Source organism: Pseudomonas grandcourensis, assembly GCF_039909015.1.
In the GTDB taxonomy this organism is placed as follows: Bacteria; Pseudomonadota; Gammaproteobacteria; order Pseudomonadales; family Pseudomonadaceae; genus Aquipseudomonas; species Aquipseudomonas grandcourensis.
The window spans coordinates 2,542,001-2,568,644 of record NZ_CP150919.1; the positions used below are offsets into that span (position 1 = coordinate 2,542,001).

Here is a 26,644-nt window from a genome sequence, read left to right on the forward strand (position 1 = left end):
AGTGCACGATGGGCCATAGCTTGACCAATGACGCCGACATCCTGATTGTCGGTGGTGGCCTCAGTGGCGCCATGCTGGCGGCGCAGTTGATGCGCCGGCCGGGCCGGTGCCGGGTGCTGGTGATCGAGCCCCGGGCCGAGTTGGGGCGGGGCGTAGCCTACAGCGCGGTGGAACTGGGCCATACGCTCAACGGCAACGCGGCGCGGGTGAGTCTCGACCCGGACAACGCCGACGACTTTACCCAATGGCTGACCGATTACATCGAGGCGGGCGGCTGGCCGGAATCGAATCAGCAGCACGTGCCGGTCAGCGAACTGTTTCCGCCACGGGGAATTTTCGGCCTGTACGCCCGCCAGCGCCTGGCAGACGCGCAGGCGCTGGGCGCATTGAGCGGTTCGACGGTCGAGCATGTGCAGGCCGAAGTGGTCGATTTGCAAGCCGATGCAGACGCCGTGCGGTTGACCTTGAGTGATGGCCGAAGCTTGCAGGGCGCTTTTGCGGTCTTGGCCACCGGGGTTTTTCCCGCCGCGTGCACGCCACAAACCCGATCCTGCGGTTTGAACGCTGCAGCCCTTGATCCGTGGGACGTGGCGGCCATGCAACGACTCGATCCGCAGTCGACGGTCATGATCATCGGCTCGGGCCTGACCATGATTGACGCCGTGGTGTCCCTGGATCAGGCCGGGCATCGCGGGCCCATCGAAGTGTTTTCCCGCCATGGCCTGCGGCCCCATGTGCGTCGCCAGCCACCGGGCTGGGTGGATTTTCTCGCGCAGGATCAGCACATCCGTACACCTCGCCAGTTGATGCGCGAACTGCGTCGGCACTGTCGGGACGCCATCGCCCAGGGCATTGACTGGCAGGCGCCACTGAACACGGTGCGGGCACACATCGGCCGCTTGTGGCACCAGGCGACGGACGTGCAGCGTCGACAGTTCGTGCGGCACGTGCGGCCGTGGTGGGAAAGCCATCACCACCGCTCGTCCCCCCTGAGTGCCGAGTTGGTGGAGCGCTTGTATGAAGAGGGTCGGTTACGTATTCACGCCGCCTCGTTCGAGGGGCTTGAGGGTTCGACGGGCGACGGCGTCAGTATCCGCCTTCGGCGGCGCGGCGAGGCACACACCTGTGTCGTCAGCGCTGGCGCCCTGATCAATTCCAGCGGTATCGAATATGACTGGCGTCGGGTCGCGCGGCCATTACCCCGGCAACTGCTCGCCCGTGGCCTGGTCCGACCGGGCCCGTTGGCCCTGGGCATCGCCGCAGAGGTCGATGGCGCCGTCCTGAACGCCGAAGGGCAGCCCGCCAGCCGGCTGTTTGCCATGGGCCCGCCGTTGCGCGGCATGTGGTGGGAAAGTACAGCCGTCGCTGATGTGATGAGCCAGGCCAAGGCGCTGGCCGAGCGACTGGTGCGTTAGGGCCGCCCATTCAACACACCACGCAGTCACCGGGGGTGTTGGGGTATGACTCACTCACATAGGTAACAAAACAGTCCCAGCCCATTGGATTGAGCTTGGTTGGGCACTGCTCCAGTGATGGTAGTCAGACCACCGCTGGATTGCTTCCATCAATGCCCCCGGCAAAAAAAACGCGGCCCCCCCACCTGAGGCCGCGGTTTTCCTTAGGGTTGAAGCCTGCCCCATCAACCAACGTGGCTAATGGGGCGCGGGCTCAGTTGGCGATCACCGGCACTGTCCGCACGGAACCTTGGGACGAGGTGATCGTGGCGGTCGGGTTCGCCGACGGTACGACCGTGGTGGTGTTGTTCACCGTCAACCGCCAGCGACCGTTCCCCGGTACGGTGGTGGTGCCCAGGGTGACCAGACCGGTCGGCGTGGTGACCTTGATGGTGATGGTGTTGCCGGTGGTCACCGATGATGTGCCGGCAAAGTCCCAGGTGAATCGGTTATTGGAACGGGCACTCACCGTTGCGGTGGTCACTGCGAAGGTTTCTGCGGCAGGCCTTGGCGAGACCTGCACCGTGACCGTGGCCGGCGATGTCGACTGGGCGCCGAAGCTGTCCCGGGCGATATAGGTGAAGGTCGTGGTGAAGGCCGTGGTGAAGGTGGCCGGTGGGGTATAGGTGAGCACCGTGCCGTTACTGCTGACGGTGCCGCGATTTGCCGGTGGCTGAGTGAAGCTGGCGACCGCGAGTGGCACATTGCCTTCTGGGTCGGTGTCGTTGGCCAGCACGTTGATTGGAATCGCCACACCCAGTGTCGTGACGGCATCGGCGACTGCCACCGGAGGCCGGTTAGGCGCCACGGTAATGGTCACGGTTGCCGCTGTCGTGGAGGCCAGCCCTTTGATGTCTTGGGCCTTGTAGGTGAAGGTCGTGGTCAGCGGTGCGTTGACGACAGCGGGAGGGGTGTAGACCACTGCCGTAGTGCCGCTCAATGCCACGCGGCCCTGGCCGGTGGCCGGTTGGGTCAGCGCGGTAATGCTCAACGGCGTATTGCCGTCCGGATCCCTGTCGTTGGCCAGCAGGTTGAGGGTGATCGGCACGCCGAAGCTGGTGCTGCCGGTATCGGCGACGGAGATCGGTGCCTGGTTCGCACCGGTGTCCGGCGCCGTGCCCACGACCACCACGGGTTCGGTGTCGCTGCCGCCGGCGGCGGATTTGACCGTCACGGTTGCAGGGGGTTGGGACAGGTCAGCCACCGTCAGGCGTTGCAGGATTCCGGTTTTCGACAGCCGTCCGTAACCCTGGGCGACCATGTCCGGTACCACCACTTCGTCCGTGGAGGTGGCCTCGATCAGCAGGCTGTGGTTGCTCCAGCTGTAACGGGCGGTCTGGATTTTCACCACGTCCGAGAGCTTGCTCGACACCGCGGTCGGGCGGGTGGTCCCGGCGGGGTTGGTGGCGGTAACCACCACGACCGGCGGCACCGTTGCGTTGGCCAGCAGATGCTGGGCGAAGAACACGCCGTTGTTGTCGCTCACCATGTTGGTCTGGCAAGGCGACACAGGCGGGCCGGGGACCAGGGCGATGCTTTCGCGAAAGCACAGGGTCGAACCGTTGGCGGCTTTGGCAAACACTTCGACCCGGGTGGTGGCGCCGCCCGTGCCGGCTATGCGGCGGTAGGTGGCTCGGGTCAGGTCCACCGCGGTTTGCGCGCGGTTGTCGAGCACCTTGCCGGACAGGGTGAAGAGGTTGGTCTGGAGGGTTCCGGCCGGACCCTGGATGCGCACGAAGTTGGTGTTGTTGGGGCTGCCGGTCACGGCTTCGGTGAGGTTGGGGTCGCCAACGAAGGTTTCGACGGCGCCGGTGTCCGGGTTCACCTCGGTGTAGGGGCCGTTGACGCTACGCAGGAACGGCCCGATCGCACCGTTGACCGCACCGCTGAAAACCCCCGGCGCACCGATGCCGACGTCCCGGGTGATGTTGATCGCGCGACGGCCGGGGGTGGTGACGTTGACCGTTTCCACGCCATAGGGGTGGGTAATGGTGTAGGTCCCGGCAGTAGGAATGTTCACCCGCATACGAATCCGCGCGAAGCTGATCTGGTCGCCATCGAGCGGGTTGCCACCGGCAAATGCAGCCTCGATCCCGGCGACATAGGCGTCCATGCCATAGCCGGCGGTGTTGTTGGGGATGCTGGTCTCGGCAAGGAACCAGAAGGCTTCGTCCGGCCAGTTATCCGGGAACACCATCGGCAGGGTGTCGTCGAAAATGCCCGGTGTCGGCAGCAGGGTGCACATGTAGGCCGGTGGCACGCTGGCGGCCACCCGCGAACTGGCGGCGCGTGACTGGCACAGCTCCATCGACAGTTGATTCTTGTCCTGATACCAGATCGGGAATTTCCCGGTGGCAAAGGTGTAAGGTCCGGGATCGACGGCGGCGAGTTGTGCCAAAGCACTGCCGGTCAGCGATAGAGTCAGTCCCAGGGCGTTGAGCGCCAGGCGTGGCCATTTGTTCATGATGCCTCCTGATGAGGATCCGGGCATGTGGGCGTTCATTGCACGATGACCACTTCTTCGGTATCGCTGCCGCCATTGGAGGACGACACACGAACCTGGGCTGGCGGAATCGGCGAGATGCCGGTGGCCAGGCTTTTCACGGCGCCGTCACCACTCAGGGCGCCGATGGCGATACCGGTGCCGGAGGTGGCGGTGAGCACCGGTGGCGACGTTTCATCGCTGGTCGAGGCCACGATGGTGATTTGCCCGGTGCTCAGGCTGTACTCGGCGCGTGAGATCGTCACCAGGTCGGTCAGCGGCATGGGCAAGGTGGTCGGTGTGCTGCTGGCGATGGCCAGGTGGTTGTCGGCGGTCACCTGCAAGGTGCTCGGCAGCGTCGGATTGTTCGGCGACTGCGCATACCAGTGGCCGGTAGTGTTCGCCTCGGTGAAGTTCAGCACCGGGTTGTTGCTGCCCAGGATCACGGTGGCCGGTGGCGGCGGGGCCAACACGAACACGTCCTGTTGGGCCACCGGGGCGCTGGTGCCGGCCTGTCGCGAGTAGGTGCTGCGCTCGGCGATCACCGGGGTCGGCCGGACCACCTTCGACAACTTGCCGGATACGGCGAAGAGGTTGGTGCGCAAGTCCAGGCCGTTGGGGCCTTCGATGCGCACGTAGTTGGTGTTGAACGGGCTGCCGGTGACGGCTTCGGAGAGGTTCGGGTCGCCAACGAACTGTTCGGCCTGGCCAGTGCTCGGGTTGGTCTCGGTGTAGGGGCCGCTGACGCTGCGCAGAAACGGCCCGACGTCGCCCTTGAGCGCGCCGTTGTAGGTTTTTGGCGCACCGATGCCAATGTCCCGGGTCATGTTGATCGCCCGCCGGCCGGGGGTGTCGACGTTGAACACTTCGACGCCGTAGGGGTGGGTGATGACATAAGTGCCGGCGGTTGGCACGTCGATGCGAACACGGATACGGGCGAAGCTGATCTGGTCGCCCTCCAGTGGATCCCCACCACTGAAGGCTGCTTCGAGCGCCGAGACATAGGTCAGGTCGATGCCTCGGGCGGCATCGACGATGGTCGTTTCGCCTGTTGCCCAGAACGCTTCGTCGGGGAAATTGGTCGGGAAGACCAACGGTTGGGTGTCATCGAAAATGCCGGGATTAGGGATCAGCGAGCACATGTAAGTCGGGGCGCCCGGCGCGCTGGCAACTCTGGAACTGACAGCCTTCGATAAACACAGGTCAAGGGTTCGGCCGTGGCTGTCTTGATACCAGGCGGCGAAATTGCCATTGGCTGGCAGGTAGGGTCCGGGGTCTACGGCAAATAGCGCGGCCTGGGCAATACCTTGTGCTAGAGCGGTCACAACCAGGGCGGTCGCGGTTTTGCACAGTAACGGGTGCATGAGTATTCCCTCTGTCGAAGTACTTGCCCCTTGGGGTGGGCCAGTTGGCTTGGGTGTTCGGCAACTTCCATACCAATCGGCGAAAACGCCCGTGAGAGGCCCGCAGTAAAGGTGTTGGTGCAATCGCCGGCGGAACACCGGGACGATATGGAACGGGCAACTGTCCCCAACTTTGGGGGTGACGGGGCCGCGGGGCGGGTGGGGTATCGCAGCCCCCAGGTTCGGGCAATCGGCCATGGCTGGGCTATAAACCTATAGGGGGTTTCCGGGAACGGTGTCCATGAACACAATCGCCAAAGTACTTGCGACCGACAGCGAAGTTCGCTTGAACACGCGCAAGGAGCCGTTCAATCTGCTGCGCTGGTTTTCACTCGTCAGCATGGCGGTGATCGGCACGGTGGCGGTGGCGCTGGGGGCGGTATCCACGCGGTTCGTGATTACCGAAAGCGTGCAGCGCGATGCGCTCCTGACCTCACAATTCATTCAGGCGATCGCCTCGGCCGAGGTGCGCCATGTGTCGATTCCCAACGTCAGGACCATGGGCGAGTTGCTCGACCCACGAAAAGACAAGGACTTTCCCGACATCGACCCGCTGTCCCGTGCCAGTGTCCGTGGTGAATTCCTCGACCATATCGAAAACTTGCCGGACGTGATCCTGGTCAACATCTATGCCCCCGACCGCATGGTGATCTGGTCGACCAACCCGGCCTTGATGGGCATCACGGTCCATGCCGATGAAGACCTCGAGCGGGCATTCAACGCCAGGACTTCGGTGTCGACCAGTTACCACGGTGTGGACAAAACCCGCATGGAGCAGAAGTTCCTGGAGCCACCCAAATACGCCTTCATCGAAAACTACATTCCCCTGTTCGACGCCGATGGCAGCACCGTCACGGCGATGGTCGAGATCTACAAGGAACCGCAGGACCTGATCAACCGCATGGAGCGCGGCCTGGTGCTGATCTGGCTGGCGACCGCCCTGGGCGGCGGTCTGATTTACCTGGGGCTGTACTGGATCGTGCGGCGAGCGGCGATCCTGCTGGCGATGCAGCAGAAGCAATTGATCACCAACGAAACCTTTGTGGCGCTGGGGGAGGTGTCCTCGGCGGTTGCCCACAGCCTGCGCAATCCGCTGGCGAACATTCGTTCAAGCGCCGAGCTGGCGATAGAGTTCGACAGCGGCCCGGCACACAGGAACATCAACGACATCATTGGTCAGGTCGATCGCATGTCGACATGGGTACGGGAGTTGCTCCAGTCCCTGCGACCGCTCAATGACGAGGCGGAACCTGTGAACCTGGTGGCGGCCCTGCATGACAGCCTGATGGCTTACGAGCACCAGATCGGCAAGGCCAAGGTCAACGTGGTGTTCGAGCCGGACCAGACGCCCATGGTGCTGAGCCAGCACGTGCAACTGACCCAGATCCTCAACAGCCTGCTGTCAAATGCGGTGGAAGCCATGGACGGCGGCGGCACGCTGACCATCCGGATCGAACCGCGCGATGCCCAGCGCGTCAGTGTGAGGGTGAGCGATACCGGCAAAGGCATGAACGATGAACAGCGCACCATGGCCTTCCGGCCGTTCTTCACCACCAAGCAGGGCGGGCTGGGCGTCGGGCTGGTGCTGGTCAAGCGGATCATGGAGCGATTTGGCGGCGCGGTGGCCCTTGATAGCAGTGAAGGCGAGGGCACCACTGTGCACCTTTCGTTTGTTCTGGCTCCCTGAAAACGGGGATGGACTACCCCCAACATTGGGGATCAATCCCCGGTCATCTCCTCGGTCATCGCACATTGATTTTGATAAATCATTGTTTTGTCGAGCTTTAGTACGTCTTTATAAAAAGAACACATGATTGGCGAGGTCCTTGCAAAACCACCGTCACCCCCTTCACCACATCGAGGCGGCTGGTGATGGAAAATAAAGAGATGCATACACCGCGCTCACGAGCCTTGGGCATGCACCTGGTGCTGATGCTGGTGACCGGCTTGCTGGCCAGCCAGGTGCTGGTCGCCAGCCAGCCGACGTCGACGCCCGAACCTGCTCCGGCACCCACTGGTGAACCCGCGGTCGTTGAAGCCGTCACCCCGTGGGGTGCCGACTATTTCCCCAACACCCCGCTGACCGACCAGGACGGACAGCCGCTGCATTTTTTCGATGACCTGATCAAAGACAAGGTGGTGGTGATCAACTTCATCTTCACCTCGTGCAGCGACTCCTGCCCCCTGGAAACCGCGCGTCTGCGCCAGGTGCAGAAACTGCTGGGGGATCGGGTCGGCAAGGACATCTTCTTCTACTCCATCAGCATCGACCCCTTGAGTGATACCCCCGAGGTGCTCAAGGCCTATGCGCAACGCTTCCAGGTCGGGCCCGGGTGGAAATTCCTCACCGGGGAGTTCGCCGAAGTCACCGACCTGCGCAAAAAGCTGGGGCTGTTCATCGAAGGCGTCGATAACGGGCGCAACAAGGACCATAACCTGAGCCTGATCGTCGGCAACCAGGCAACAGGCCGCTGGATGAAAGCCTCGCCGTTCGAGAACCCGTGGATTCTGGCCGACCAACTGGCCAATACCCTGCATAACTGGAAACAGCCCAGTGTGGAAGAAAGCTATGTCGATGCACCGGAAATCCGCCCGCCGAGCAATGGCGAAGAGCTGTTTCGCACCCGCTGCGCGTCTTGCCACAGCCTCGGTCCGCTGGACGGGCAGGGCATCGGCCTGCGCAGCATCGGCCCAGACCTGATCGGCGTGACCTATCAGCGCGATCCGGCCTGGATCAACCGCTGGATCCGCGAACCTGACCGCATGCTCGCGGAAAAGGACCCGATTGCGATGGAACTGTTCGAGCGCTACAACAGGATCGCGATGCCCAACTTGCGGCTGGATCCACATTCCGCCCAGTCCCTCATCGATTTCCTGAAAGAAGAAACCGACCGTCAGCATCCGCCAGTGGCGCCATTGGCCAGTGGGAACGAGGAGCCCGAACGACATCATTCGGTCGCGCAACCCGAGTCACCCCGGGTGCAATAGTGTCAAAAAAATTACGCGGGCCGGTCAAGGTTATCAATGCCACCTACACTGATCCTGAAAGCGGCTGAACAGGCTCGATTTCAAGCACCCAGGACACAGCCATGCAGATACTCGAACAACAAAAAGTAGCTGCGCCGCAGGCCCCGGCAGCACAACGCAAGGGGTGGCGACCGCAGTTCAATTTGCTGCGCTGGTTCTCCCTGGCAAGCTTTCTGATCATCGCTGTGGTGGCATTGGGGCTGGGTTACATCTCCACGCGCTTTGTGGTCGATGAAAGTATCGAGCGTGATTCAATGCTGACCGCGCAGTTCATCCAGTCCATTGGCGAGGCCGAAATCCGGCATGCCGGCATTGTCCCGGGCCGGACCATGGGTGAAATGCTGGACCCGCGCATGGACGATTCCGACCCCGACGTCAACCCCGCATCCCGGGCCGCTGCGCGTGTTGAGTTTCTCGACCATGTGAGGCACCTGCCGGACATCCTGCTGGCGACGGTGTACGCCCTGGACCGCACCGTGGTCTGGTCGACCAACTCCGATTTGATCGGCGTGCGCATCGAAGGCGACTTTGAGCTGGACGAGTCGTTCGAAATGAAATCGCCGGTGTCCACCAGTTACCACGAAATCGATGAGCAGCGTCCCGAGCAACGCCTGCTGCGCGACCCGGAGTATCTGTTCGTCGAGAACTACATTCCGATGTTCAACGCCGACCGCAGCAAAGTGATTGCCATGGTGGAAATCTATAAAGAGCCGCTGGATCTGGTGGAGCGCATCCAGCGTGGCTTCAAGGCGATCTGGCTGGCCACGCTGATCGGCGGGGCGGCCATTTACCTGGGGCTGTTCTGGATCGTGCGACGCGCGGCGACGCTGTTGCAGAGCCAGCAGAAACAATTGATCGCCAACGAGACTTTTGTCGCCCTTGGCGAGATGTCTTCGGCGGTGGCCCACAGCTTGCGCAACCCGCTGGCCAATATCCGTTCAAGCGCCGAACTGGCCCAGGACATTGCCAGCCAGACCGCACAGAAAAACATCGGCGACATCATCAGTCAGGTCGACCGCATGTCGCGTTGGGTTCGTGAACTGCTGGTGTCGTTGCGGCCGATGAATGACGACTGTGAAACGGTCGATCTGGTGCTGGCCCTCGAAGACACCCTGAGTGCCTTTGAGTCCCTGATCAAGCGTTCGGATGTCGAAGTGCGTTTCTCCCCTGTCAGCGTGCCACCGGTCGTCAGCCAGCAGGTGCTGCTTACGCAAATACTCAATAGCCTGTTTGCCAATGCACTGGAAGCCATGCCCAAGGGTGGCGTGCTGACGATCGAGGTCGACTCCTCGGTGTCCGGCGACGTGAGAATGACATTGACCGACACGGGCAAGGGCATGTCCAAACAACAGCAGCAAATGGTCTTCAAGCCGTTTTTCACCACCAAGCAAGGTGGGTTGGGCGTGGGCCTGGCACTGGTCAAAAGAATAATGGAGCGGTTTGACGGCTCGGTCGAACTGACCAGCCGGGAGCAGGAAGGAACCCGTGTTTGTCTCAATTTCAAAGTGGCAACGGGAGGGGAATATGGAGCACAGCATTCTGCTGGTCGAGGATGACGAAATCCTCGCCGAGAATATTCAGACTTACCTGGAGCGCAAGGACTTCGAGGTGACCGTCTGCCACTCGGCTGAAGATGCACTGGAGCAATTGGGTTCGTTCGCGCCTGACGTGGTGCTGACCGACAACTCGTTGCCGGGCATGAGTGGTCACGACCTGATCCAGAAGCTGCGCATCAGCGCGCCGGATCTGAAAGTGATCATGATGACCGGCTACGGCAATGTCGAAGATGCCGTGGTGGCGATGAAAGAGGGCGCCTTTCACTACGTCACCAAACCGGTGGCCCTGCCAGAGCTCAAGCTGCTGCTGGACAAGGCCCTGGCCACCGACCGCATGGAGCGCACGCTGTCGTTTTACCAGGAGCGTGAGGCCCAGAAGTCGGGGGTGCAGGCACTGATTGGCGAGTCGGCGCCGATGGCGTACCTCAAAGGCACCATCACCCAGTTGCTCGACGCCGAGCGGCGCATGGCCAACAGCGACCTGCCGCCGGTGCTGGTGGAAGGCGAGACGGGTACCGGCAAAGAGTTGGTGGCCAGGGCCTTGCACTTCGACGGCCCGCGCGCCAAAGGCCCGTTCATTGAATTCAACTGTGCTTCGATCCCGTCCAATCTGGTGGAATCGGAACTGTTCGGCCACGAGAAGGGCGCCTTCACCGACGCCAAGGAACGTCGCATGGGGCTGGTGGAAGCGGCCGATGGCGGCACGCTGTTCCTCGATGAAATCGGTGAAATGGACCTGCTGCTGCAAGCCAAGCTGCTGAAACTGCTGGAAGACCGGACCATTCGCCGGGTCGGTTCGGTGAAGGAGCGCAAGGTCGATCTGCGGGTGATCAGCGCCACCAACTGCAATCTCGAACAGATGGTCCAGCAAGGCAAGTTCCGCCGCGACCTGTTCTTCCGCCTGCGCATCATTTCCATCAAGGTGCCGCGCCTGTATGCCCGTGGCGCCGATATCCTGCTGCTGGCCCGGCACTTCCTGGCGCTACATGGCAAACGCTACGGCAAGCCGAACCTGCATTTCAGCGACCAGGCCGAAGATTTGCTGCTCAGCTACAGCTGGCCGGGCAACGTGCGCGAATTGCGCAACATGCTGGAGCAAACCGTGTTGCTGGCACAAAGCGACACCATCGCCGTCCATCAGTTGAACGTCTGCCTGAGCCTGATGGATGAGCCACCGATGTTTCATCACGAGCCGCCACATTTCAGCGAACAGCGGGCGTCCTTCAATGGCAGCGATTCCATGAACCTGCCGGAAGTGGAGCGCGACATGGTGCGCAAGATGCTCGACAAGACCGACTGGAACGTCACCAAATCGGCACGCTTGCTGGGTCTGAGCCGTGACATGTTGCGCTACCGGATCGAAAAACTCGGCCTCGCCCGTCCGGACAAACGTCAGTGGTAATCACTGCAACACCGGGCCCTGCGTCAGGCAGGACATCATGCAACCGGAATTTTCGACTTCCTGGTTCACGTAGACGCCACGCTCCGGATCGTAGGAGCGGATAAACACCCGAACCGTGGCGTCGGCCACCGTGGGCAGGCGCGAGTCCGAGAACACGTGCTCGCTGGAAACCGGGATGAAATCCCCGGGGGCGGTCGGGATGTACGAGCCCGGCGGGATGATGTTCATGGACGGGGGGGCGGGGTGCGCGAAGGGTTGGTCGGCGCCGTAATAGTTGAATTCGCTGCTGTAGTTGGTGGTGTTTGGCATGTCGTCGGCGTGGGCGACAGCGGAGGCGCCAAGGCAGAGGGCAAGCAACAGCGTCAGGTCGGTCTTTTTCATGGCAACACCTGCTGGATCGGTTTAACCACATTCTCCCCAAGGGTATTAACTATAGCTGCCGTCGTGGACAGCCGTCGGTGCTGCGCGGATTACAAGTTCGCAACATCTGCCAGGATGGCGTTGATCTAGACTCCGGCCGGTTAAATCGACGACCTAAACCCTGGAGCGTGCAATGGAACTGCCGACAAAAGAACAAGCCATCGCCAGCAACCGCGAGGCCTGGAATGACTCCGCCCGTCACCACAAGGACTCCAGCGAATGGCAAGCCTTGTTGAAGGGCGTGGCCCAAGCGGATTTCTCCTGCCTGGACGACACCCTGACCGCTTTGCTGACCCAGACAGGAGTCGATGGCAAGGACGTGGTGCAACTGGGCTGCAACAACGGTCGTGAAAGCCTGTCGCTGTTCGCCCTGGGGGCGCGCAGCGTGGTGGGTGTCGACCAGTCTGAAGCCTTTCTCGGGCAGGCACGGGAACTGGCGTCCCGCTCGCCCCACGCGCCGCAATTCATCGAAGCGGACATCCACCACTTACCTGCTCAATTGCAGGAGCGCTTTGACCTGGCGCTGATCACCATAGGGGTCTTGAACTGGATGCCGGACATCGGCGAATTCTTCCGCCATGTGGCGAGTACGCTGAAGCCGGGTGGGGCGCTGGTGGTGTACGAAACCCACCCGTTCCTGGAAATGTTCGACCCCGAGGCAGCCGATCCTTTTCACCCGGCCAGCTCATACTTCCGCCGCGAACCGTTCGTGCAGCACGAACCGATCGTCTACGAAGGCAGGATCGAACAACCGGCCGCGCCGTCTTACTGGTTCGTCCACACCCTGGGCGACCTATTCAGCGCGGCCATTGCAGCAGGGCTGCAGATCCGTCACTTCAGGGAATACCCACACTCCAACCGCGAAGAACTCTATGACCGCTATCAACAGCAGGCAGCGCAGATGCCGTTGTGTTTTACGTGGGTGGTGGTGAAGCCCGCAACGTAACGTGGAGAGTCTAATTAGAGATTTGAGTGATTGACGGTGTGCCCTGGCTGCGCGCAGAGATCTATGCCCAAGGCATGAATGACCTTCAGGACTGTATCGAAACGTGGTTTTGCTCCCGGGGCGAAGGCTTTGTAGAGGCTTTCGCGACCCATTCCCGAGTCTTTGGCAATCTGTGTCATACCACGGGCTTTAACCACATAGCCGATAGCGCGAAGAAACTCCTCATTGTCACCGTCTGCCAGTACCTGAGACAGGTACTCGCTAATGGCTTCATCACTGTCGAGCAGGGCCGCCATGTCGAAATTCGTCAAAGTCTGGCTCATGGTTAAACCTCCTTTGCCATTTTTTTTGCGCGTTTGATATCGGCGTTTTGAGTTGATTTGTCACCACCGGCCAGCAGGACAATGACGACACCACCTCGCATCGTGAAGTAAACCCGGTATCCGGCACCAACGTCCACGCGCATTTCAGAAACTCCATCACCGACCGGTTTGTTATCGCCGAGATTACCCGCAGATGCACGGTCAATGCGACGAGCTATAGCTAGCTTGGCCCGCAAATCGCGAACTGAGGCGTGCCATGCTGCGAAAGTGGTGGTTTGCTGGATAAGATAATTCATTGCTCTAATGTATCCAAGTGGATACGGGTGAGCAGTCAGACATTTCCGCGATCAGGTGGTTTTTTTCTGAGGAAGTTGTAGGCGACCCTATCGCGAGCAGGTGTTCGGTGTCGTACTCGGTCTTGCATACGACAACAATCCAATGTAGGAGCGAGCAGGCTCGCTCCTACAGGGGGGATGGTGTTACTCCAGAACCGTCTGCGCCCGGTGAGGCATGGAATCGCGAGCGGCGGCATAGGCCACTCGCGGCACACCCGGCAAGCGCTGTTCCAACAGTGCACTCAAGGACTCTCCCGGTTCCAGGTAGGCATCGCCGAAGTCGGCGCCGAGCTGGTTCGGGTGGGCGACGATTTCCAGCAGTCCGTCGGGTGGCGGTTCGGCGTTGCGCAGATCCACTGGGGTGCACACGTAGTCGGCGGTGGCACCGGCCAGGTTGCTCAGGCGACGGTTGAGCAGGTCCTTGAACACGCGCTTGGGCAGGCTTAGGTTTTGCCCCAGGTTGCGCGCCAAGCGCACCGGCACCCCCTGGCGGGCGGCGAAGCGCGCGACGATCTCGCCGATCGGCCAGATGTTGTGCACGTGTTGATGGGAGTCCAGGTGACTGGGGCGCAGGCCGTTGTCCAGGCAGCGCTGCCACTGGGCTTCGAGTTCTTCGAGCACGGCGTGGCGATCCCGGCGCCCGAGCCAGAGGCGGGTGCGGGACAGGTTGAGGTCGAACCCGCCGGCGCTGTCGCAAAAGGTCGGGCGTTGCGCAATGCCTGGGCTCAACGGACGGCCATAGGTCAGGTTGAAGTGCAGGCCGATGCGGCCTTCGAGCAACGGATGCCGGGCCAGGAGGCAGGCCGCTTCGAACGCCGGCATGTTGGCCATGGCGGTGGCGGAACTGATGAGTCCGGCCTGGAACGCACCCAGGATCACTGCGTTTTCGCAGGCACTGAGGCCAAAGTCGTCAGCGTTGACTATCACTTGCCGAGGCATGTTCACCCTCCTTGAGTTTTTCCGTAGGCGCAGGTGCTTTGACCGCAGGGGTCGCGACGGGCGCCGGGGTGGAGACTGCGGCCGCCGCGCGCCGGGCGCGCCATTGCTGCAATCGGGGTTTGAAGCGTTGCCAGACCCGCAAGGCCAGCCCCAGCACCAGACCGTTTGGCCGCCAGGAGTAGAAACTCCAGCGCCAGTGTTCCAGTTGTCCGGTCATGCGTTCATGCAGTTGATGGCTGGAGTTTTCCAGGCTGACCCGTGACGCATCGATCCACTGCCAGTGGTCTTCCAGGCCCCAGCGAATCCACTCTTCGAGCAGCACCCGGCCGCTGCCCAGGTCGGCATATTGCGGCAGGAACGCCAGGTTGTAGTCGTACAGTCGGCCCTGTTCCAGCAAGCCGAGGCGATAGCTGATGCAGCGTCCCTCCAGTTCCAGCACCACCACGCGCACCAGGCCTCGGGCTGCCAGGGCGGTGAAGGCGCGGTCCATCCACTGGCGATGGCGCGCATCGGCAAAAATCCCGACCCCTTCATCGCCTTTCCAGCTCACCGCTTCGACTTCGCTGATTTCCTGCAACAGCGGCCCCATGGTCAGGGCGTCGGGGGTAATCCGCCGCACCTGGGCACCACAGGCGGCGATGCGTTTGCGTGCGCGGCGCAGTTTGTAGCGTGGGTCGCCGCAGACTTCCTGATGGTCGGCCTCGCTGATCAGGTGCACCGGCACCCGACAGCTGAGGCGTTGTTCGGCGGTCGAACTGTGTGCCTGCCACGGCGCCAGGGCCTGAGCCTGGGCCGTGGAACCGGCCAGTTCGTTGAGTTGCAGCACGGCATGGGGCAGGTGTTGCCGGATCTGCCTTAGCGCGTCGCGTAGATTGTCGCCATCCAGCCTCGTCAACAGCGCGAGGCGGTCGGCGAGGGGATAGCCCAGATGATGCAGGACCCGAAACGGCAAACGCGCAAAGCGCTCCACGGACGCCACCAGCGGGAGGCACAGCGCCAGTTCGTCACCCTGCCAGCCGAGCAGTACGTGCAACTGCTCGCCGGGCTTGAGCGCCAATTCCGATGCGTAAAGCCAGGCCAGGGTGTTGAACGGCGTGTGGTCCGTGACACGCTGGCGCAACGCTTCGTAAGCCGCTGCCGGAAAGTCGTGGGTGCACAGCGACGTGCGCCATTCGAATCGTGCGCTCATGGGATCACGTCGCCTCGGCAGTGACAGGTTCACGCACCGGTTTGCGCAAGGTGTCCAGGCGCGAGCCGGTGTAGCGTGTATCGCGGAACAAGCGCCAGCGGCCAAACAGTTCGTAGACGTTCGTGATGCGTCCCTGTTCGCTGTAGCCGGTGCGTATATGCAGCTTGAGCGCCGGGATGTTGTGCCACTCGCACACGTCCACCACCTTGTTGCAGCCTTGGGCGTGCATGGCTTTCCACAGCTCGGTTTGCAGGTCCATCGACAGTTTGGTACCCCAGTAGGCCCTGGCCAGTTCGCCACCGAACTCGAAGAATTCCCCCGGCTTCACCGGGAACCAGCAACCGTAGTAGTGCTTGTCGAGATAGTTGCGCGCGGCACCCCAGATGAACGCCACCGCGTCCCCCTTGTCGTCCAGGTGCATTTGCCCGGTGTAACCCTCCCGGGCCAGTTCGGCCATGGTCTCGACCCGGTCACCGAAGTGGCGGGTGAAGGCCACGGCATTTTGCGGGGTGATGCTGACGACCCGCAGCGGCGGGTAGGGCTTGAGTTTGTGCGGTGGCACCGGGCTGACCAGGTCTCGCTCCATCCACAGCAGTTCCTGGTGGGAAAACACGTAGTGCTTCCAGGCTTTTTTCAAGGTGGCGCTCAGGCCTTTTTGTCTGATGTGTTCGCTGAGTTTTTGCATTGCACTCATGTTGTTGGCTCCTGACGGGATTGCCCGCGAGTGGAGTGATTCCCGCGTGCGGCGAAATGCCGACGCGGCCAGGCACAAGAGGGGGCGGTCATGGGGCGATCCAGCTGAGGGCGAACAGGGTTTGCCCAGGCAGCTCGAAGCTCACGTGACCGTCCCGGCAGTTGAAGGGGGCGTCGCGGCTGCGGTTGTCGGCGCCGAAATAACGCAGGGAGCCCTTGGCCAACGGGCAGGCCGCGCCGTTGAGGTCGACACGCTGCAAACGCGTGCCCTTGTTCACCCCCAGCAACGTGCGCTTGAGGTCGTCGGCCATGGCCAGCACATCGACTTCGAAGGCGTCGTTGTCCAGGCGCACCACCTTGTGCAGCCAGTGTTGCTGGATGAATTGCTGGGCCAGGCCGACGGGCTTGAGTTCGAAATCATTATCGCCAAGCACCCGCAGCATGCCTTTGGGGTACTCGGGTTCGTCCGCGGCCTGGAACCAGCCGAGCATGTCGAGCAGGCCGTCCTGGGACGAATTGATCACCACCGAGGCCCACCACAACGAGGCGTAGTGGGTTTCCTGATCGTAAGGGCTGAGGCTGGCGCCGCTGGACATGTTGGTCTGGTCGAGCAGCAAGGCCTTGCGCGGCCGACCCTGGGCGTCGAGCCCCACCAGGTCGGCGGCACGGCGCACGCTATCGCGATAGACACGGGTCGCGAGCAGGTCGCGGATCATCCATTCGTGCCAGGCCAGGGCGTCAATCTGGTCGCCGGAGTCTTTGAGCAAGCGCCGCGCCCAATCGATGCCGCGCCGCTCGGTGGCGTGCTCAGCCAGCGGGCCGTTGATAAAGCGCGAGCTGGCCGGAATGGCAATGCGCACGCCGGCCCTGGCGTTGTCGGGGTTGCTGCGCACCTGCCGGGCCATGCTGTTGAACACGGTCTGGAAACTGGCGTAGTCCGGGTAGTTGAGGTTCGGTTCGTCAGCGAAACCGATGTAGTGCGTGCCCTTGCCACCCAAGGCGCGGGTCGCGGCCAGCCAGGCATCGAGGCCGCCATTGCTGGTGCTGTCGGCGCGCAGTTCGGCCTGGCGCTGGCTGCCGGCCAACAGCGTGATGTCCTGGGTGATGCCGAAGCGGTCCTGGTACAGGCTGCGGAAAGCGTCCTCGTAGTGCGGCTGCGTGGCCATGATGTCGACGAAGCTGTAGTAGGTCGCTGCCTGGGGTTTGAGCGCATCGAGCACGGCAAAACTGGAGGGCGGTGGCATCACGTAGGGCAGGGCGATGCCCAGGTTCGGCGTGTTGCCGAGCAGCTCCTTGTCCAAGGTCAAGCGGGTCTGGCCGTCGTCTTCGCGCAGGGGCTTGAGCTGTTGCGGATTCTGCGCGAACAGATTGGCTGTGCCGTCGAGCCAGAACGCCGCTTTGCCGCTGCCTTGCAGACGCAGGCGCCAGACCTGATCGCTGCTGGCGACCGGCAGCTCGGCTTTGTCGAACTGCCAGTAGGCACGGTAGGGCTTGAGGGCCAGCGTCAGTTGCTTGCCGTCACCCACGCGCTGGGCCTGCAGGGTGCTGACGCCGTCGTGGAACTTGCCGGCGAGCACCGCGTGTTCCCCGGCCGCGACCTTGAAATACAGCTCGTCGCCGTCACGGGTTTCCGCGCTGAAATGCACCTTGGCCGGTGCGAACAGCGCCACGGTGCGCTCGTCGTGTTCTACGCGGTAGCGGCGGAAGCTGTAGCCCGGAATCTCCAGGCGATAACTGCTGGTGCCCGGTGCCAACGGCCAATGCTGGGTGCCTTGGATTTCGGCGGCGGCGATCGCCCGTTCGCCCTGGAGCCTGCCCTGGCCATCGAGCAGATACAGGTGTTCTTCGTTGGCACCGGCCTGCCACGCCGGCACCCATTGCACCGTCACGGTATCGGGACGATCGGTTTGCAGGTACAGGCTGCCGTCGCGGATATCGGCCCAGCGCATCGGCCCGGCACAGGCGTCCACGCTCAAGCCAAGGCTCACCAGCAGCGCGAAGTACTTCATGCCGACTTCCGTTGCAGGACCAACAGCATCGGGGCGATGTCGCTGGGCAGGATGATCAGGGTCTGCCAGAACGGGACCTTGCTCAGGCGGCAATACATCACCAGCAGGGCGACCGTCACCGCCAGGTAGGCGATGGACGAGGCCGCCGCCGCGCCGACGATGCCGTAGGCCGGGATCAGCACCAGGTTCAGCGCCAGGTTGAGCAAGGCACCGAGGCCCATCAACAGGGAAATCGAACCGGGCCGATCCTTGCCCAGCAAGTCCAGGCGCAGGATGCTCGCGTAGCACAGCCCGAGCAGGCCCGGCAGCAGCGCGAGCAGCGCCGGATAGGCCGGTTGGTAGGCCACGCCGAACAGGGTGACGATCAGCCATTCACCGATCAGCGCCATGCTCAGGCAGGCGCCGAGCATCACCGTGGCCGTCAGGCGCAAGGCCAGTGGCGTGACTTTGTCGATGCCTTCTTCCTGTTGCAGCAGGCGTTTCATCAACGGCGTGGTCACCGCTTCCGGGACGATCAGCAGCAACTCGGCGGCGGCACTGGCCATCGCGTAATGACCCAGCGCGGTACTGCCGAGCAGGGCGCCGATGAACAGGTAGTCCGAGCGCAGGATCACTTGCTGGAACAGCAGGTCTGGATGACTGCGGGCGCTGAAGCGCAGCAGTTCGTTCTGGCCGGCGCGGTCCCATTGCAGGGTCAGCGGTTGATTGCGCTTGAGCCACACCCAACCGACCAGCACCACCAGGCTGATGCCCGCCAGCCAACTGATCAGCGCCGCCTCCAGGGCTGCGCTTTTCCACATCCAGAAAAGCGCGAGGAACAACAGCAGCGGTGCCAGCGACTCGATCAGGCGCAAGGCGTTGAAGGCAACCACGCCACCGGAAGCGTTGTGCAGGGTCAGCAAACCACTCTTGAGCACCGTCAGCGGCACCGCCATCAATAACAGCCAGGCGAGCAGGCCCAATTGCGTGGTGATGTCCAGTTCACTGCCGAATTCGCGGGTCAGCGCCACCACCAGCAAGGTCAGCAATGCCGCCAGCAGGCAACCGAACACCAGCACCTGGCTGAGCAGCAAGCCCATCGGCCGTTGCTTGGCCGCCTGATAGCCCACCGCCGAATTCAGGCCACCACTGGTGGCAGCGCTGATCAGGTCGGGCAGGGTGCTGAGCAAGGCAAACAAACCCCGCTCGCTGGGGCCGAGAATCCGCGCCAGCAACACGTTGCGCAGCAAGCGCAGGGCGATCATCGCCAGTTTGGTGCCCATGCTCAGGGCCAGGTGCTTGAGGTAGTGGCTGCGGCTCATGGACGTGCCCCACGGTAGATGCGCCAGGACAACAACTCGGGATTGCGCGCGGTACGCTGGCTGACGCCGAAGCGCGGCAGCGCCAGTGGATCTTCGGCCCCTCGATAAATCCCGGTGCCGGTGCCCAGGGCAAACGGGAAGTCATGCCTGGCCACCCGTTGGCGCACCCGCGCATCGTTGTCGCCATTGGGGTAGCAGTAAACCGGCAACGGCCGGTTGCAGCCGTGGCGCAGCGCGTCGCGACTGCGGCTCAGTTCTTCGTCCAGGTGTTGATCGTCGAGACCGGTGAGGATGGCGTGGCTGGCGCCGTGGGGACCGAAGCGCACCAGGCCGGACGCTTCCAGGTTGCGCACTTGCTGCCAGTCCAGCGCCTGGGGCAATGACTCTTGAGGGCAGGCGTCGGTGAGGCGATTGAGGTCCAGGGGCGACAGGGTTTTCAGGCTCTGCAAAAAGTTCAGCAAGGCCAGGCTGCGGCGCTGTTCATCCGGGTTTCCGCACAGTGCCGGCAACGGACGCCCAAGTTGCTGCAAGCATTCGATCAGTTGCTGGCGTGCCTGTTCGCCATGGCTGTTCCACAGGGTTTCGCCGATGCTTTCCCACCAGAAGCGCTGGCGGCTACCGATGAAATCGGTGGACAGAAAGATGCTCGCCGGCACCTGGTGTTTTTGCAGCAACGGGAAGGCATTCACCGCGTTGTCGCGCCAGCCATCGTCGAAGGTCAGCGCCACTTTCGGCCGCCGCGGGCGCAGCGCACCCGGTTGCAGAATGTCCATCAGCGGCACGCAGTCGAAGTGTTTTTTCAACCACGCCAGCAGATGTTCAAAGGCCTTGGGCCCGACGCACAGTTCATTGCGATGGGGCAGTTCGGCGGCCTGGTCGCTGGCCAGCACTCGGTGCAGCATCAGGATCACCCCGGCGCCGTGCAGTTGATTGCGCCCCACCGGGGAGTTGAGGTACAGCCAGCCACTGGTGCGTTTTAACAATTGCTTGATCGCCATGGCACGCGCCTCTCATCGATTTTGCTCAGGGTTCCATTGGGCATAACGCTGGCCGCGCAGGAACTGCCACAGGCCGATGCTCATTCCGGCAAGGGTCACCAGAAGGAAGGCGGCGAGGCGAAAGGGTTTGGGCAAGCGGTGTTGCGAATCCAGCAGGCCGGCAATGGCCACCGTGTAGCCGAGCAGTTGCGCGATCAGGCTCAGGCGATAGAAGCCGTGATCCTCCCACAGCCAGAAATTGCTCAGCAGCAACGGCAGCAACAGGATCGGCGCCAGCCGCCGGATCAGCTTGTGGCTGATCAAGGCAAGCGCATACAGGCCGTGGGTCAGCGGATTGAGCAGCTCCCGGCGCTGGGCCAGGCTTTGCAGGCCACCCACCGTGACACGCTGACGACGGCGGAACTGCTTGGCGGCTTCGTCCACGCCCTGGTCGATCACCTGGGCCTGGGGCACGTAGACAATTTTTTTGAACGCCACCGGCGCGCAGGTGCTGATGAAGAAATCGTCGTTGACCTCCGCCGGCACGTTCTGGAACAACTCGCGACGCAAGGCAAGCAATGCGCCGTCGGCGGAGACCATGCAGCCGGTTCGGTTTTCCACGTAGCGCAGCCAACCCTCGTAGTGCCGATACAGGCTGTCGCCCACGCTCAAGCCCTTGCCGGTCACCGGGATCACCATGTGCCCGGCGCAGCCACCGACCTGCGGTTCGTTGAGCGGCGCGAGCAAATGGCCAAGGGTGTCGGTGGACCATTGGTTGTCGGCGTCGGTGAACACCAGGACCTCGCCGCTGCTGCTCGCGACCCCGGCATTGAGCGTCGCCGCCTTGCCCTGGCGGGGCAGGTCGAGCACGGTGATGCGCGGGTCATTGACCTTGCGTGCACAGGCCACGGTGTCGTCGGTCGAGCCGTCGCTGGCGAGGATGATGTGCAGCGTGCGGGCCTGATAATCCTGGGCCAGCACGGTGCGCAGTTTTTCTTCGATATGCCGCGCTTCGTTGTGTGCGGCAATCACGATGCTCACGTCCATCGGTTGTGCCGGTCCATGGCGCGGTGCCGGGTAAAAAGGCGCCAGCAACGTCAGTAACAGGGGATAGCCGAGGTAGGCGTAAACCGGTAGCAACAGGCACGACCAGAAAATGAATTCAGCCACGGGCGGGCCTCCTGGCATTCCAATGACAAAGGCTGAGGATGACCCCGGCGCCCGCCAGGTGCAGGCGCACCCAGTGCAGGCCCCAGAGTTGCAGGGTCAGGAGCGTATCGTGGTGCCTGGCGCTCTGGCGCAGGCTCAGCGCCAGGGCGGGCAGGACGGTCAGCAACAGCATCAGCGCCCCATGGTGGGGGAAGCCGTCGAGCAGGGCGGAAATGGCCATGAAATCGACCACCCAGGCGCCAATCGACAGCAGCGGAAAGCGCAGCAACCGCAGGCTCGGACCATGGGTGCGGAGCAATTGCAGATGACTGCCCTGGCGCCACAACTCCTTGCCCATCCATTCCCGCCAACTGCCTTCGTAGCCCCAATGCAGCGCCACACTTTGGTTGACCGCGAGCAGCTTGGCGCCCGCGTCGACCAGGCGCATGGTCAGCTCCTTGTCCTCGCCGGTGCGCAGTTGTTCATTGAATCCACCGACCTTGTCGAACCAGCTACGGCGCATCAGCAGGTTGGAGCTGGGCAGCCATTGCGCAACATGCAACGGCTGCGTATCAGGGCGCAAAGTGCGGCGTTGCCAGGCATCGGCGTACCACGGCGCTAGGGTCGGGGTGTGCAGGTCAAGGCCGATGACATCGGCCTGGCCGCCAGCCTCCAGGTCGAACAGCAACTTGAGCCAGTTCTCGGGCACCTCGATGTCAGCATCGATGAAGGCCAGCCATTCACCGCTGGCGATCGCCGCTCCGCGATTGCGCAAGGCGCCGATGAGCAGCCCGGGCAGCACCAGGACCTGGGCGTCGAACTGCCGGGCAATCTGCGGTCCCTGGTCGTCGGAGCCGTTGTCGACCACGATCAACTCGCATTCGATGTTGGCCGCATCGGCGGCATGCTGTGCCGCCTGCAGAGTCCGGGCGATGTGCCGGGCCTCGTTGTACATCGGGATGATGATACTGATGCGGTTCATGCCTTGGCCTCCTTTGGCGAGGCTTCTTCGGCTTTCATGCGCAGCACGCAGGTCAGCGCGAGCATGATCCACAGGTACTTGTGGTTCGGCGCGCTGAGGAACATCAGGAACAGCGTCAACGACAGAAAACTCATGCCCAGGTGGGTCATCACATCGGCCTGTGCGAAGTCCCCTCGCAACAGCCAGGCGCGGCGGGCGCGCATCAGGTTGTACAACCCCAGGGCCAGCATGCCGACGAACATCAGGCCGGCGGGAATCCCCAGCTCACTGAAGATCTCCAGGTAGGTGTTGTGGGCGCGACGGTACAGGTCCTCGGTCTTGCCGGTGATGGAAAAGACCTTGGCATAACCGGTGGTGGCGTAGTGCAGCGGGAACGTGCCGGGGCCGGTGCCGAGCAAGGGGTTCTCGGCGATCATGGCGCTGCCGACCACAATGTAGGAGGCGCGACGGCCCAGGGACGCGTCCTGGCTCTTGGCCCCGGAACTCAGGATGCTCAGCGACTGGATGCGCTCCACGTAACCGGCCGGCATCGCATAGAGCCCCAGCGGAATCACAATCGCCAGGCCGAGCATGGCAAAGCCCAAGTGGCGCGGACGAATGCGTGGCAACTGCGCACGGTAATGCCATGCGCCGATCAACAGGCTGAGGAACAGCACCACCAACCCTGAACGGGATTCGGTCTTGGTCATGCCGCCCAGCAACAGGAGGGTGCAGGCCCCCCAGAACAACCGGTGCAACAGGTTATGGCTGCGCACCACCAGCAACAACGCCATGGGGACGGCGAAGGCGATCAGCAGGGCAAAGACGTTCGGGTCCTTGAGCAAGCCGGAGGCGCGTCCCTCGTCCTGGTATTTGACGGAGAACATGGCCATGGCGCAGGTCACCGCCACACTGATGGCAACCAGCCGGGCGAACATGTCGAGGTTCAACTCACGCCCCACCAGCAGGGTGATGACAAACAGAATCAGGCCGACGCTCAATTCGCGCAGGTGGCCCAGGGAGATGCCCATGTCGTCGGTGTTCAACAGGCTCAGCAGGTACAGCAACATGAACCCGACCAGCAAACGCCAGATATTGCTGCGCAGGCGGTCGGGCGGTATCTGGTGGATCGCCAGTTGCAGCATCAGGATCAGCGCCAGCGAGGCCCCGAGGAACTTGGAGCCCGACAGCGCGTTGTCCTTGAACAGACCCTCGAACGGCAGGATGGCGACAATGCCCAGCAGGCCCCAGGCGGGCTTGCGGTACAGCACCGCGACACCCACCAGGCCCAGCACCGCGCCCGGCGCCAGATACGGATAGGGGCTGGCCAGCAAACCGAGGCAGACCAGGCCGAGCAAACTGACGATCGAGAGCGGAAAGATCACGCGCGTGCCTCCCGTGCAGTGCGGATATAAAGCTGCGACCAGCGTTCGGCCAGGGCCTTGAGGTCGTAGCGATCCCGTTGCGTACGTTTTGCGTTGTCGATCAACTCGCCGGCCATGTCCGGGTCACCCAGCAGCGCGCCGATCTGGCGGGCGAGGGCGGCGCTGTCGGTGGGCGCGGCGAGCAGGCCGTTGTGGCGGTCCTGCAAGACATCGGGAATCCCGCCGACGCCGAAGGCCACCACCGGCACCCCGGCCTGCATCGCTTCGAGCAGAATCATCGGCGTGCCTTCGGTGCGCGAGCTGATCACCAAGGCATCGAGTTGCCGCCACCAGGCAACCATGTCGGTCTGGTAGCCCGGCAGTGTGATCCGCGACTGCAAACCGGCCTCGTCGATCCGTGCCTGCAGGCATTCGCGCTCCGGCCCGTCGCCGAGCATCACCGCATCCAGTTGCGGGTACTGCCGACACAAGGGGATCAGGGCATCGAGAAACAGGTCAGGGCCTTTTTCACTGCTCAAGCGTCCGACGTAGCCGGCCAGCCAGCGTTGATGTGCGCCGCTGTGCGGCAGCAGGTCGTTGGCCGCCGGCAAACCGTTGGGGATCACCTGCAGTTTGTCCGTGCGTACATTGGCCTGGCGGTGCAGCGCGGCAATGCTTTCGGCGACACACACCACCCGGTTCACCGAGGCCGTGCGGCACAGTTGCAGGCTCAGCCAGGTGTAGAACTTCTGCTTGCGACTGCGCGGGGTGAAGCCGTGTTGGGTGATCACCAGTGGCAGGCGCAGCAGCGTGGCGCCGACCCAGCCGAACAGCAGGCCCTTGAAGTTGTGCGTATTGATCAATGGCCGCAGGTCCCGTCGCTGGCGCAAGTGCCCCAGCAATGCGCCCAGGCCTGCACAACCGAGGCAATCCACGCCGGCCTGGCGAAAACGCGCGATCAGTTCTGGCGGCGCATCGAGAAACAGCACCAGGTGCTGCCCCGGCGTCGCCAGGCAATGATCCAGCAGCATCCGCTCGGCCCCATAGAAGCCGCCGCTGCTGAGCAAATGAATGATCGGCAGGTCACGGGTGGTGCCGAGCGGCGCGTTCAATTGCGCACCCAATGCACGAGGGCCGGAACGCTCCAGTTCTTGTGCGGATTGTTCGGCTGGGTGCTTTGGTCGTTGATCACCAGCAGCACCGGCAAGCCCAGTTCATGGGTGATTTGCCCTGGGTGCTTGAAGCGGTGGTCGAAGAACTCACGCACGTAGACCAGGGCAATCGCCAGCAGCAAGCCGGTGAACAGGCCGAACGGAATGATCAGCAACGGCTTGGGGAACGCCGCTTCGGTCGGCTCGAACGGTGGGCTGAGCACCCGTGCGTTGGACAGGTCGTTGTCCAGCGCGCGCGCCGTGCCGCTTTCGGCGAAGCGCTGGGCGTAAGTGGAGAACGCCGCGTGCAGCGCGTCGATCTCGGTGTCCATCTGGCGCAGCTTGCTCTGGGTTTCCTGCAACTGATGGATGCGGTTCTTGAACTCGGCAATGCGCGCGGTTTTCTGGCCGATGACCGAGCTGATCGTTTCCAGGTCGCTGGTGCGCTCCTGGATCCGGTTGCTGACAATTTTCAGGAATTGCCCACGGGTCCGGGTGATTTGCTCACGTGCCAGCAGCATCGGCTCACTGCCGGGTTGAAAGATCGACAGGTCGCTCATGTAGCGGCCGACCAGGGTCGTCAGTTGCTCACCCAGTTGCTTGATCTCGCGGTCTTCGAAAGCGACGTTGTCGACCGTGGTGGTGAAGGTGTAGGGGAAGGTGTAGTCGTTGAACCGGGCGCTGTTGGCGGTGGCCAGGTTGGTTTTCAGGTAGTCGAGCCAGCGCTGGCTTTGCAGCAGGCGGTCCTGGTAGAGGTTGAGCGCTTGCTCCTCGGTGTTGATCGCGTTGAGGCGGAAGGTGATTTCTTCCTTGGGGTCGGACGAACCGATGCTTTCGAGCAAGGCCAGACGATTAGCTTCCAGGCCGTCGAGACGCACCTGATATTGCAACTTTTTTGTTTCGTAGAAGCTCTGCGGCAGGTCGATCGATTGCATTTCCTGGCGGCTGACCAGGTAGTTCTGCAGCAGTGCGGCGACGAATTGGGTGCCTTGGGCCGGGTCAGGGAAGCTGTAGACGATCGAGATCACGTTGGAGCCCGGCAAGGTTTCGACCTTAAGGGCGTCGGACGCTTCCTGGGTGAGGGTATCGAGCAGGGTGTCGCGCACCGGATCGGTTTGCAGCCCGAGCAGGCTGCGAACCGGGTTGACCACGTGTTCGCGAATCGGATTGGTCACAAACCGTTTGATCGGCTGCATCACCAGTTTGCTGAAGACGCCCACGGGCGGTGTGTACTCGCCCTTTTCACGCAACTGGCCGATGGTCTGGCGGATCAAGGCCGGCGATCGCAGGATATTGCTCTCGGTCTCCATGTCCGCCAGCGACGGCGGAATGAAGGACGCGTTTTCCTGATTGAGGGTGCTGGTGGCATCCCCCTGGGAAAGTTTCTTGGACTGCACGATCACCTGGGCGGTGATATCGAAGCTCTGCTTGAGCATCAGCGGCAAGACCACGGCGATCACTGCAAAGACCAGGAAGACTCGCTTCACCAACTGCTTGTTGGCGAAGAAAATCCTGAAGAACTCATGCAGGTAGTTTTCCTTTGGATTCATGACGGGGCACCTG

Annotated in this window: 22 protein-coding genes; 6 read left to right on the top strand and 16 right to left on the bottom strand. The window is 62.6% G+C overall.

What is annotated here, in order from left to right; genetic code table 11:
• Positions 1–8: 8 nt before the first annotated feature.
• A complete protein-coding gene (locus tag AABM52_RS11430; protein ID WP_347911844.1) occupies positions 9–1,415 on the top strand; it encodes an FAD/NAD(P)-binding protein in 1,407 nt (468 codons plus the stop codon).
• 253 nt (positions 1,416–1,668) lie between these two features.
• Here the strand turns inward: AABM52_RS11430 and AABM52_RS11435 are convergent, their stop codons facing one another.
• Entirely contained in the window at positions 1,669–3,918 is a 2,250-nt protein-coding gene (locus AABM52_RS11435; protein WP_347911845.1) for an Ig-like domain-containing protein, read from the bottom strand.
• 35 nt (positions 3,919–3,953) lie between these two features.
• Positions 3,954–5,300: a hypothetical protein gene (locus tag AABM52_RS11440; protein ID WP_347911846.1), complete on the bottom strand. Its 1,347-nt coding sequence runs from the start codon at positions 5,298–5,300 to the stop codon at positions 3,954–3,956.
• A gap of 280 nt (positions 5,301–5,580) precedes the next feature.
• On the opposite strand from AABM52_RS11440, the gene AABM52_RS11445 reads away from it, so the two are divergent.
• The 4 genes from AABM52_RS11445 (at position 5,581) to AABM52_RS11460 (ending at position 11,324) form a co-directional block, all read left to right on the top strand.
• Positions 5,581–7,026, top strand: a complete 1,446-nt coding sequence (locus AABM52_RS11445; RefSeq protein WP_347911847.1) for a HAMP domain-containing sensor histidine kinase — start codon at positions 5,581–5,583, stop codon at positions 7,024–7,026.
• A gap of 185 nt (positions 7,027–7,211) precedes the next feature.
• The gene (locus tag AABM52_RS11450) at positions 7,212–8,327 is read left to right on the top strand and encodes an SCO family protein (protein ID WP_347911848.1); all 1,116 of its coding nucleotides are present in this window, start codon (positions 7,212–7,214) and stop codon (positions 8,325–8,327) included.
• Positions 8,328–8,428: 101 nt separating this feature from the next.
• The gene (locus AABM52_RS11455) at positions 8,429–9,922 is read left to right on the top strand and encodes an ATP-binding protein (protein ID WP_347911849.1); all 1,494 of its coding nucleotides are present in this window, start codon (positions 8,429–8,431) and stop codon (positions 9,920–9,922) included.
• Positions 9,891–11,324: a sigma-54 dependent transcriptional regulator gene (locus AABM52_RS11460; protein WP_347911850.1), complete on the top strand. Its 1,434-nt coding sequence runs from the start codon at positions 9,891–9,893 to the stop codon at positions 11,322–11,324. Before AABM52_RS11455 ends, AABM52_RS11460 begins: the two co-directional genes overlap by 32 nt.
• Here AABM52_RS11460 and AABM52_RS11465 read toward each other — a convergent pair whose 3' ends face one another.
• On the bottom strand, positions 11,325–11,705 hold the full coding sequence (locus AABM52_RS11465; RefSeq protein ID WP_347911851.1) for a hypothetical protein: 381 nt from the start codon (positions 11,703–11,705) through the stop codon (positions 11,325–11,327).
• Positions 11,706–11,877: 172 nt separating this feature from the next.
• On the opposite strand from AABM52_RS11465, the gene AABM52_RS11470 reads away from it, so the two are divergent.
• Entirely contained in the window at positions 11,878–12,690 is an 813-nt protein-coding gene (locus tag AABM52_RS11470; RefSeq protein ID WP_347911852.1) for a class I SAM-dependent methyltransferase, read from the top strand.
• Positions 12,691–12,704: 14 nt separating this feature from the next.
• On the opposite strand, the gene AABM52_RS11475 is transcribed toward AABM52_RS11470, so the two are convergent.
• The 13 genes from AABM52_RS11475 to AABM52_RS11535 all read right to left on the bottom strand — a co-directional run bounded on the left by AABM52_RS11475 (position 12,705) and on the right by AABM52_RS11535 (position 26,631).
• Entirely contained in the window at positions 12,705–13,013 is a 309-nt protein-coding gene (locus AABM52_RS11475) for an addiction module antidote protein (protein WP_007973802.1), read from the bottom strand.
• Between the two features lie 2 nt (positions 13,014–13,015).
• The gene (locus AABM52_RS11480) at positions 13,016–13,309 is read right to left on the bottom strand and encodes a type II toxin-antitoxin system RelE/ParE family toxin (protein ID WP_347911853.1); all 294 of its coding nucleotides are present in this window, start codon (positions 13,307–13,309) and stop codon (positions 13,016–13,018) included.
• A 183-nt stretch (positions 13,310–13,492) separates the two neighbouring features.
• Positions 13,493–14,287, bottom strand: coding sequence for a ChbG/HpnK family deacetylase (locus tag AABM52_RS11485; protein WP_347911855.1), 795 nt, complete (start codon positions 14,285–14,287; stop codon positions 13,493–13,495).
• Positions 14,259–15,476 (bottom strand): GNAT family N-acetyltransferase, encoded by a 1,218-nt coding sequence (locus tag AABM52_RS11490; protein ID WP_347911856.1) that lies wholly within the window; start codon positions 15,474–15,476, stop codon positions 14,259–14,261. Before AABM52_RS11490 ends, AABM52_RS11485 begins: the two co-directional genes overlap by 29 nt.
• 4 nt (positions 15,477–15,480) lie before the next feature.
• Positions 15,481–16,170, bottom strand: a complete 690-nt coding sequence (locus tag AABM52_RS11495) for an N-acetyltransferase (protein ID WP_347911857.1) — start codon at positions 16,168–16,170, stop codon at positions 15,481–15,483.
• A gap of 88 nt (positions 16,171–16,258) precedes the next feature.
• A complete protein-coding gene (locus AABM52_RS11500; protein WP_347911858.1) occupies positions 16,259–18,178 on the bottom strand; it encodes a hypothetical protein in 1,920 nt (639 codons plus the stop codon).
• The gene (locus tag AABM52_RS11505; protein WP_347911859.1) at positions 18,175–19,479 is read right to left on the bottom strand and encodes a lipopolysaccharide biosynthesis protein; all 1,305 of its coding nucleotides are present in this window, start codon (positions 19,477–19,479) and stop codon (positions 18,175–18,177) included. Before AABM52_RS11505 ends, AABM52_RS11500 begins: the two co-directional genes overlap by 4 nt.
• Positions 19,476–20,477, bottom strand: a complete 1,002-nt coding sequence (locus tag AABM52_RS11510) for a polysaccharide deacetylase family protein (protein WP_347911860.1) — start codon at positions 20,475–20,477, stop codon at positions 19,476–19,478. The genes AABM52_RS11505 and AABM52_RS11510 overlap by 4 nt, the downstream gene beginning before the upstream one ends.
• Positions 20,478–20,489: 12 nt before the next feature.
• A complete protein-coding gene (locus tag AABM52_RS11515; protein ID WP_347911861.1) occupies positions 20,490–21,626 on the bottom strand; it encodes a glycosyltransferase in 1,137 nt (378 codons plus the stop codon).
• Positions 21,619–22,587, bottom strand: coding sequence for a glycosyltransferase (locus tag AABM52_RS11520; protein ID WP_347911862.1), 969 nt, complete (start codon positions 22,585–22,587; stop codon positions 21,619–21,621). The genes AABM52_RS11515 and AABM52_RS11520 overlap by 8 nt, the downstream gene beginning before the upstream one ends.
• Positions 22,584–23,951, bottom strand: a complete 1,368-nt coding sequence (locus AABM52_RS11525) for an O-antigen ligase family protein (protein ID WP_347911863.1) — start codon at positions 23,949–23,951, stop codon at positions 22,584–22,586. Before AABM52_RS11525 ends, AABM52_RS11520 begins: the two co-directional genes overlap by 4 nt.
• Complete coding sequence (locus AABM52_RS11530; protein WP_347911864.1) at positions 23,948–25,042, bottom strand: glycosyltransferase family 4 protein; 1,095 nt, start codon at positions 25,040–25,042, stop codon at positions 23,948–23,950. The genes AABM52_RS11525 and AABM52_RS11530 overlap by 4 nt, the downstream gene beginning before the upstream one ends.
• On the bottom strand, positions 25,039–26,631 hold the full coding sequence (locus tag AABM52_RS11535; RefSeq protein ID WP_347911865.1) for a Wzz/FepE/Etk N-terminal domain-containing protein: 1,593 nt from the start codon (positions 26,629–26,631) through the stop codon (positions 25,039–25,041). Before AABM52_RS11535 ends, AABM52_RS11530 begins: the two co-directional genes overlap by 4 nt.
• Between the last annotated feature and the right edge of the window lie 13 nt (positions 26,632–26,644).

What these genes read in the sequence shown, in the direction of transcription:
- AABM52_RS11430 (WP_347911844.1), top strand. Translation starts at nt 9, where the DNA reads ATGGGCCATAGCTTGACCAATGACGCCGACATCCTGATTGTCGGTGGT.
- AABM52_RS11435 (WP_347911845.1), bottom strand. Translation starts at nt 3,918, where the DNA reads ATGAACAAATGGCCACGCCTGGCGCTCAACGCCCTGGGACTGACTCTA.
- AABM52_RS11440 (WP_347911846.1), bottom strand. Translation starts at nt 5,300, where the DNA reads ATGCACCCGTTACTGTGCAAAACCGCGACCGCCCTGGTTGTGACCGCT.
- AABM52_RS11445 (WP_347911847.1), top strand. Translation starts at nt 5,581, where the DNA reads ATGAACACAATCGCCAAAGTACTTGCGACCGACAGCGAAGTTCGCTTG.
- AABM52_RS11450 (WP_347911848.1), top strand. Translation starts at nt 7,212, where the DNA reads ATGGAAAATAAAGAGATGCATACACCGCGCTCACGAGCCTTGGGCATG.
- AABM52_RS11455 (WP_347911849.1), top strand. Translation starts at nt 8,429, where the DNA reads ATGCAGATACTCGAACAACAAAAAGTAGCTGCGCCGCAGGCCCCGGCA.
- AABM52_RS11460 (WP_347911850.1), top strand. Translation starts at nt 9,891, where the DNA reads ATGGAGCACAGCATTCTGCTGGTCGAGGATGACGAAATCCTCGCCGAG.
- AABM52_RS11465 (WP_347911851.1), bottom strand. Translation starts at nt 11,705, where the DNA reads ATGAAAAAGACCGACCTGACGCTGTTGCTTGCCCTCTGCCTTGGCGCC.
- AABM52_RS11470 (WP_347911852.1), top strand. Translation starts at nt 11,878, where the DNA reads ATGGAACTGCCGACAAAAGAACAAGCCATCGCCAGCAACCGCGAGGCC.
- AABM52_RS11475 (WP_007973802.1), bottom strand. Translation starts at nt 13,013, where the DNA reads ATGAGCCAGACTTTGACGAATTTCGACATGGCGGCCCTGCTCGACAGT.
- AABM52_RS11480 (WP_347911853.1), bottom strand. Translation starts at nt 13,309, where the DNA reads ATGAATTATCTTATCCAGCAAACCACCACTTTCGCAGCATGGCACGCC.
- AABM52_RS11485 (WP_347911855.1), bottom strand. Translation starts at nt 14,287, where the DNA reads ATGCCTCGGCAAGTGATAGTCAACGCTGACGACTTTGGCCTCAGTGCC.
- AABM52_RS11490 (WP_347911856.1), bottom strand. Translation starts at nt 15,476, where the DNA reads ATGAGCGCACGATTCGAATGGCGCACGTCGCTGTGCACCCACGACTTT.
- AABM52_RS11495 (WP_347911857.1), bottom strand. Translation starts at nt 16,170, where the DNA reads ATGAGTGCAATGCAAAAACTCAGCGAACACATCAGACAAAAAGGCCTG.
- AABM52_RS11500 (WP_347911858.1), bottom strand. Translation starts at nt 18,178, where the DNA reads ATGAAGTACTTCGCGCTGCTGGTGAGCCTTGGCTTGAGCGTGGACGCC.
- AABM52_RS11505 (WP_347911859.1), bottom strand. Translation starts at nt 19,479, where the DNA reads ATGAGCCGCAGCCACTACCTCAAGCACCTGGCCCTGAGCATGGGCACC.
- AABM52_RS11510 (WP_347911860.1), bottom strand. Translation starts at nt 20,477, where the DNA reads ATGGCGATCAAGCAATTGTTAAAACGCACCAGTGGCTGGCTGTACCTC.
- AABM52_RS11520 (WP_347911862.1), bottom strand. Translation starts at nt 22,587, where the DNA reads ATGAACCGCATCAGTATCATCATCCCGATGTACAACGAGGCCCGGCAC.
- AABM52_RS11535 (WP_347911865.1), bottom strand. Translation starts at nt 26,631, where the DNA reads ATGAATCCAAAGGAAAACTACCTGCATGAGTTCTTCAGGATTTTCTTC.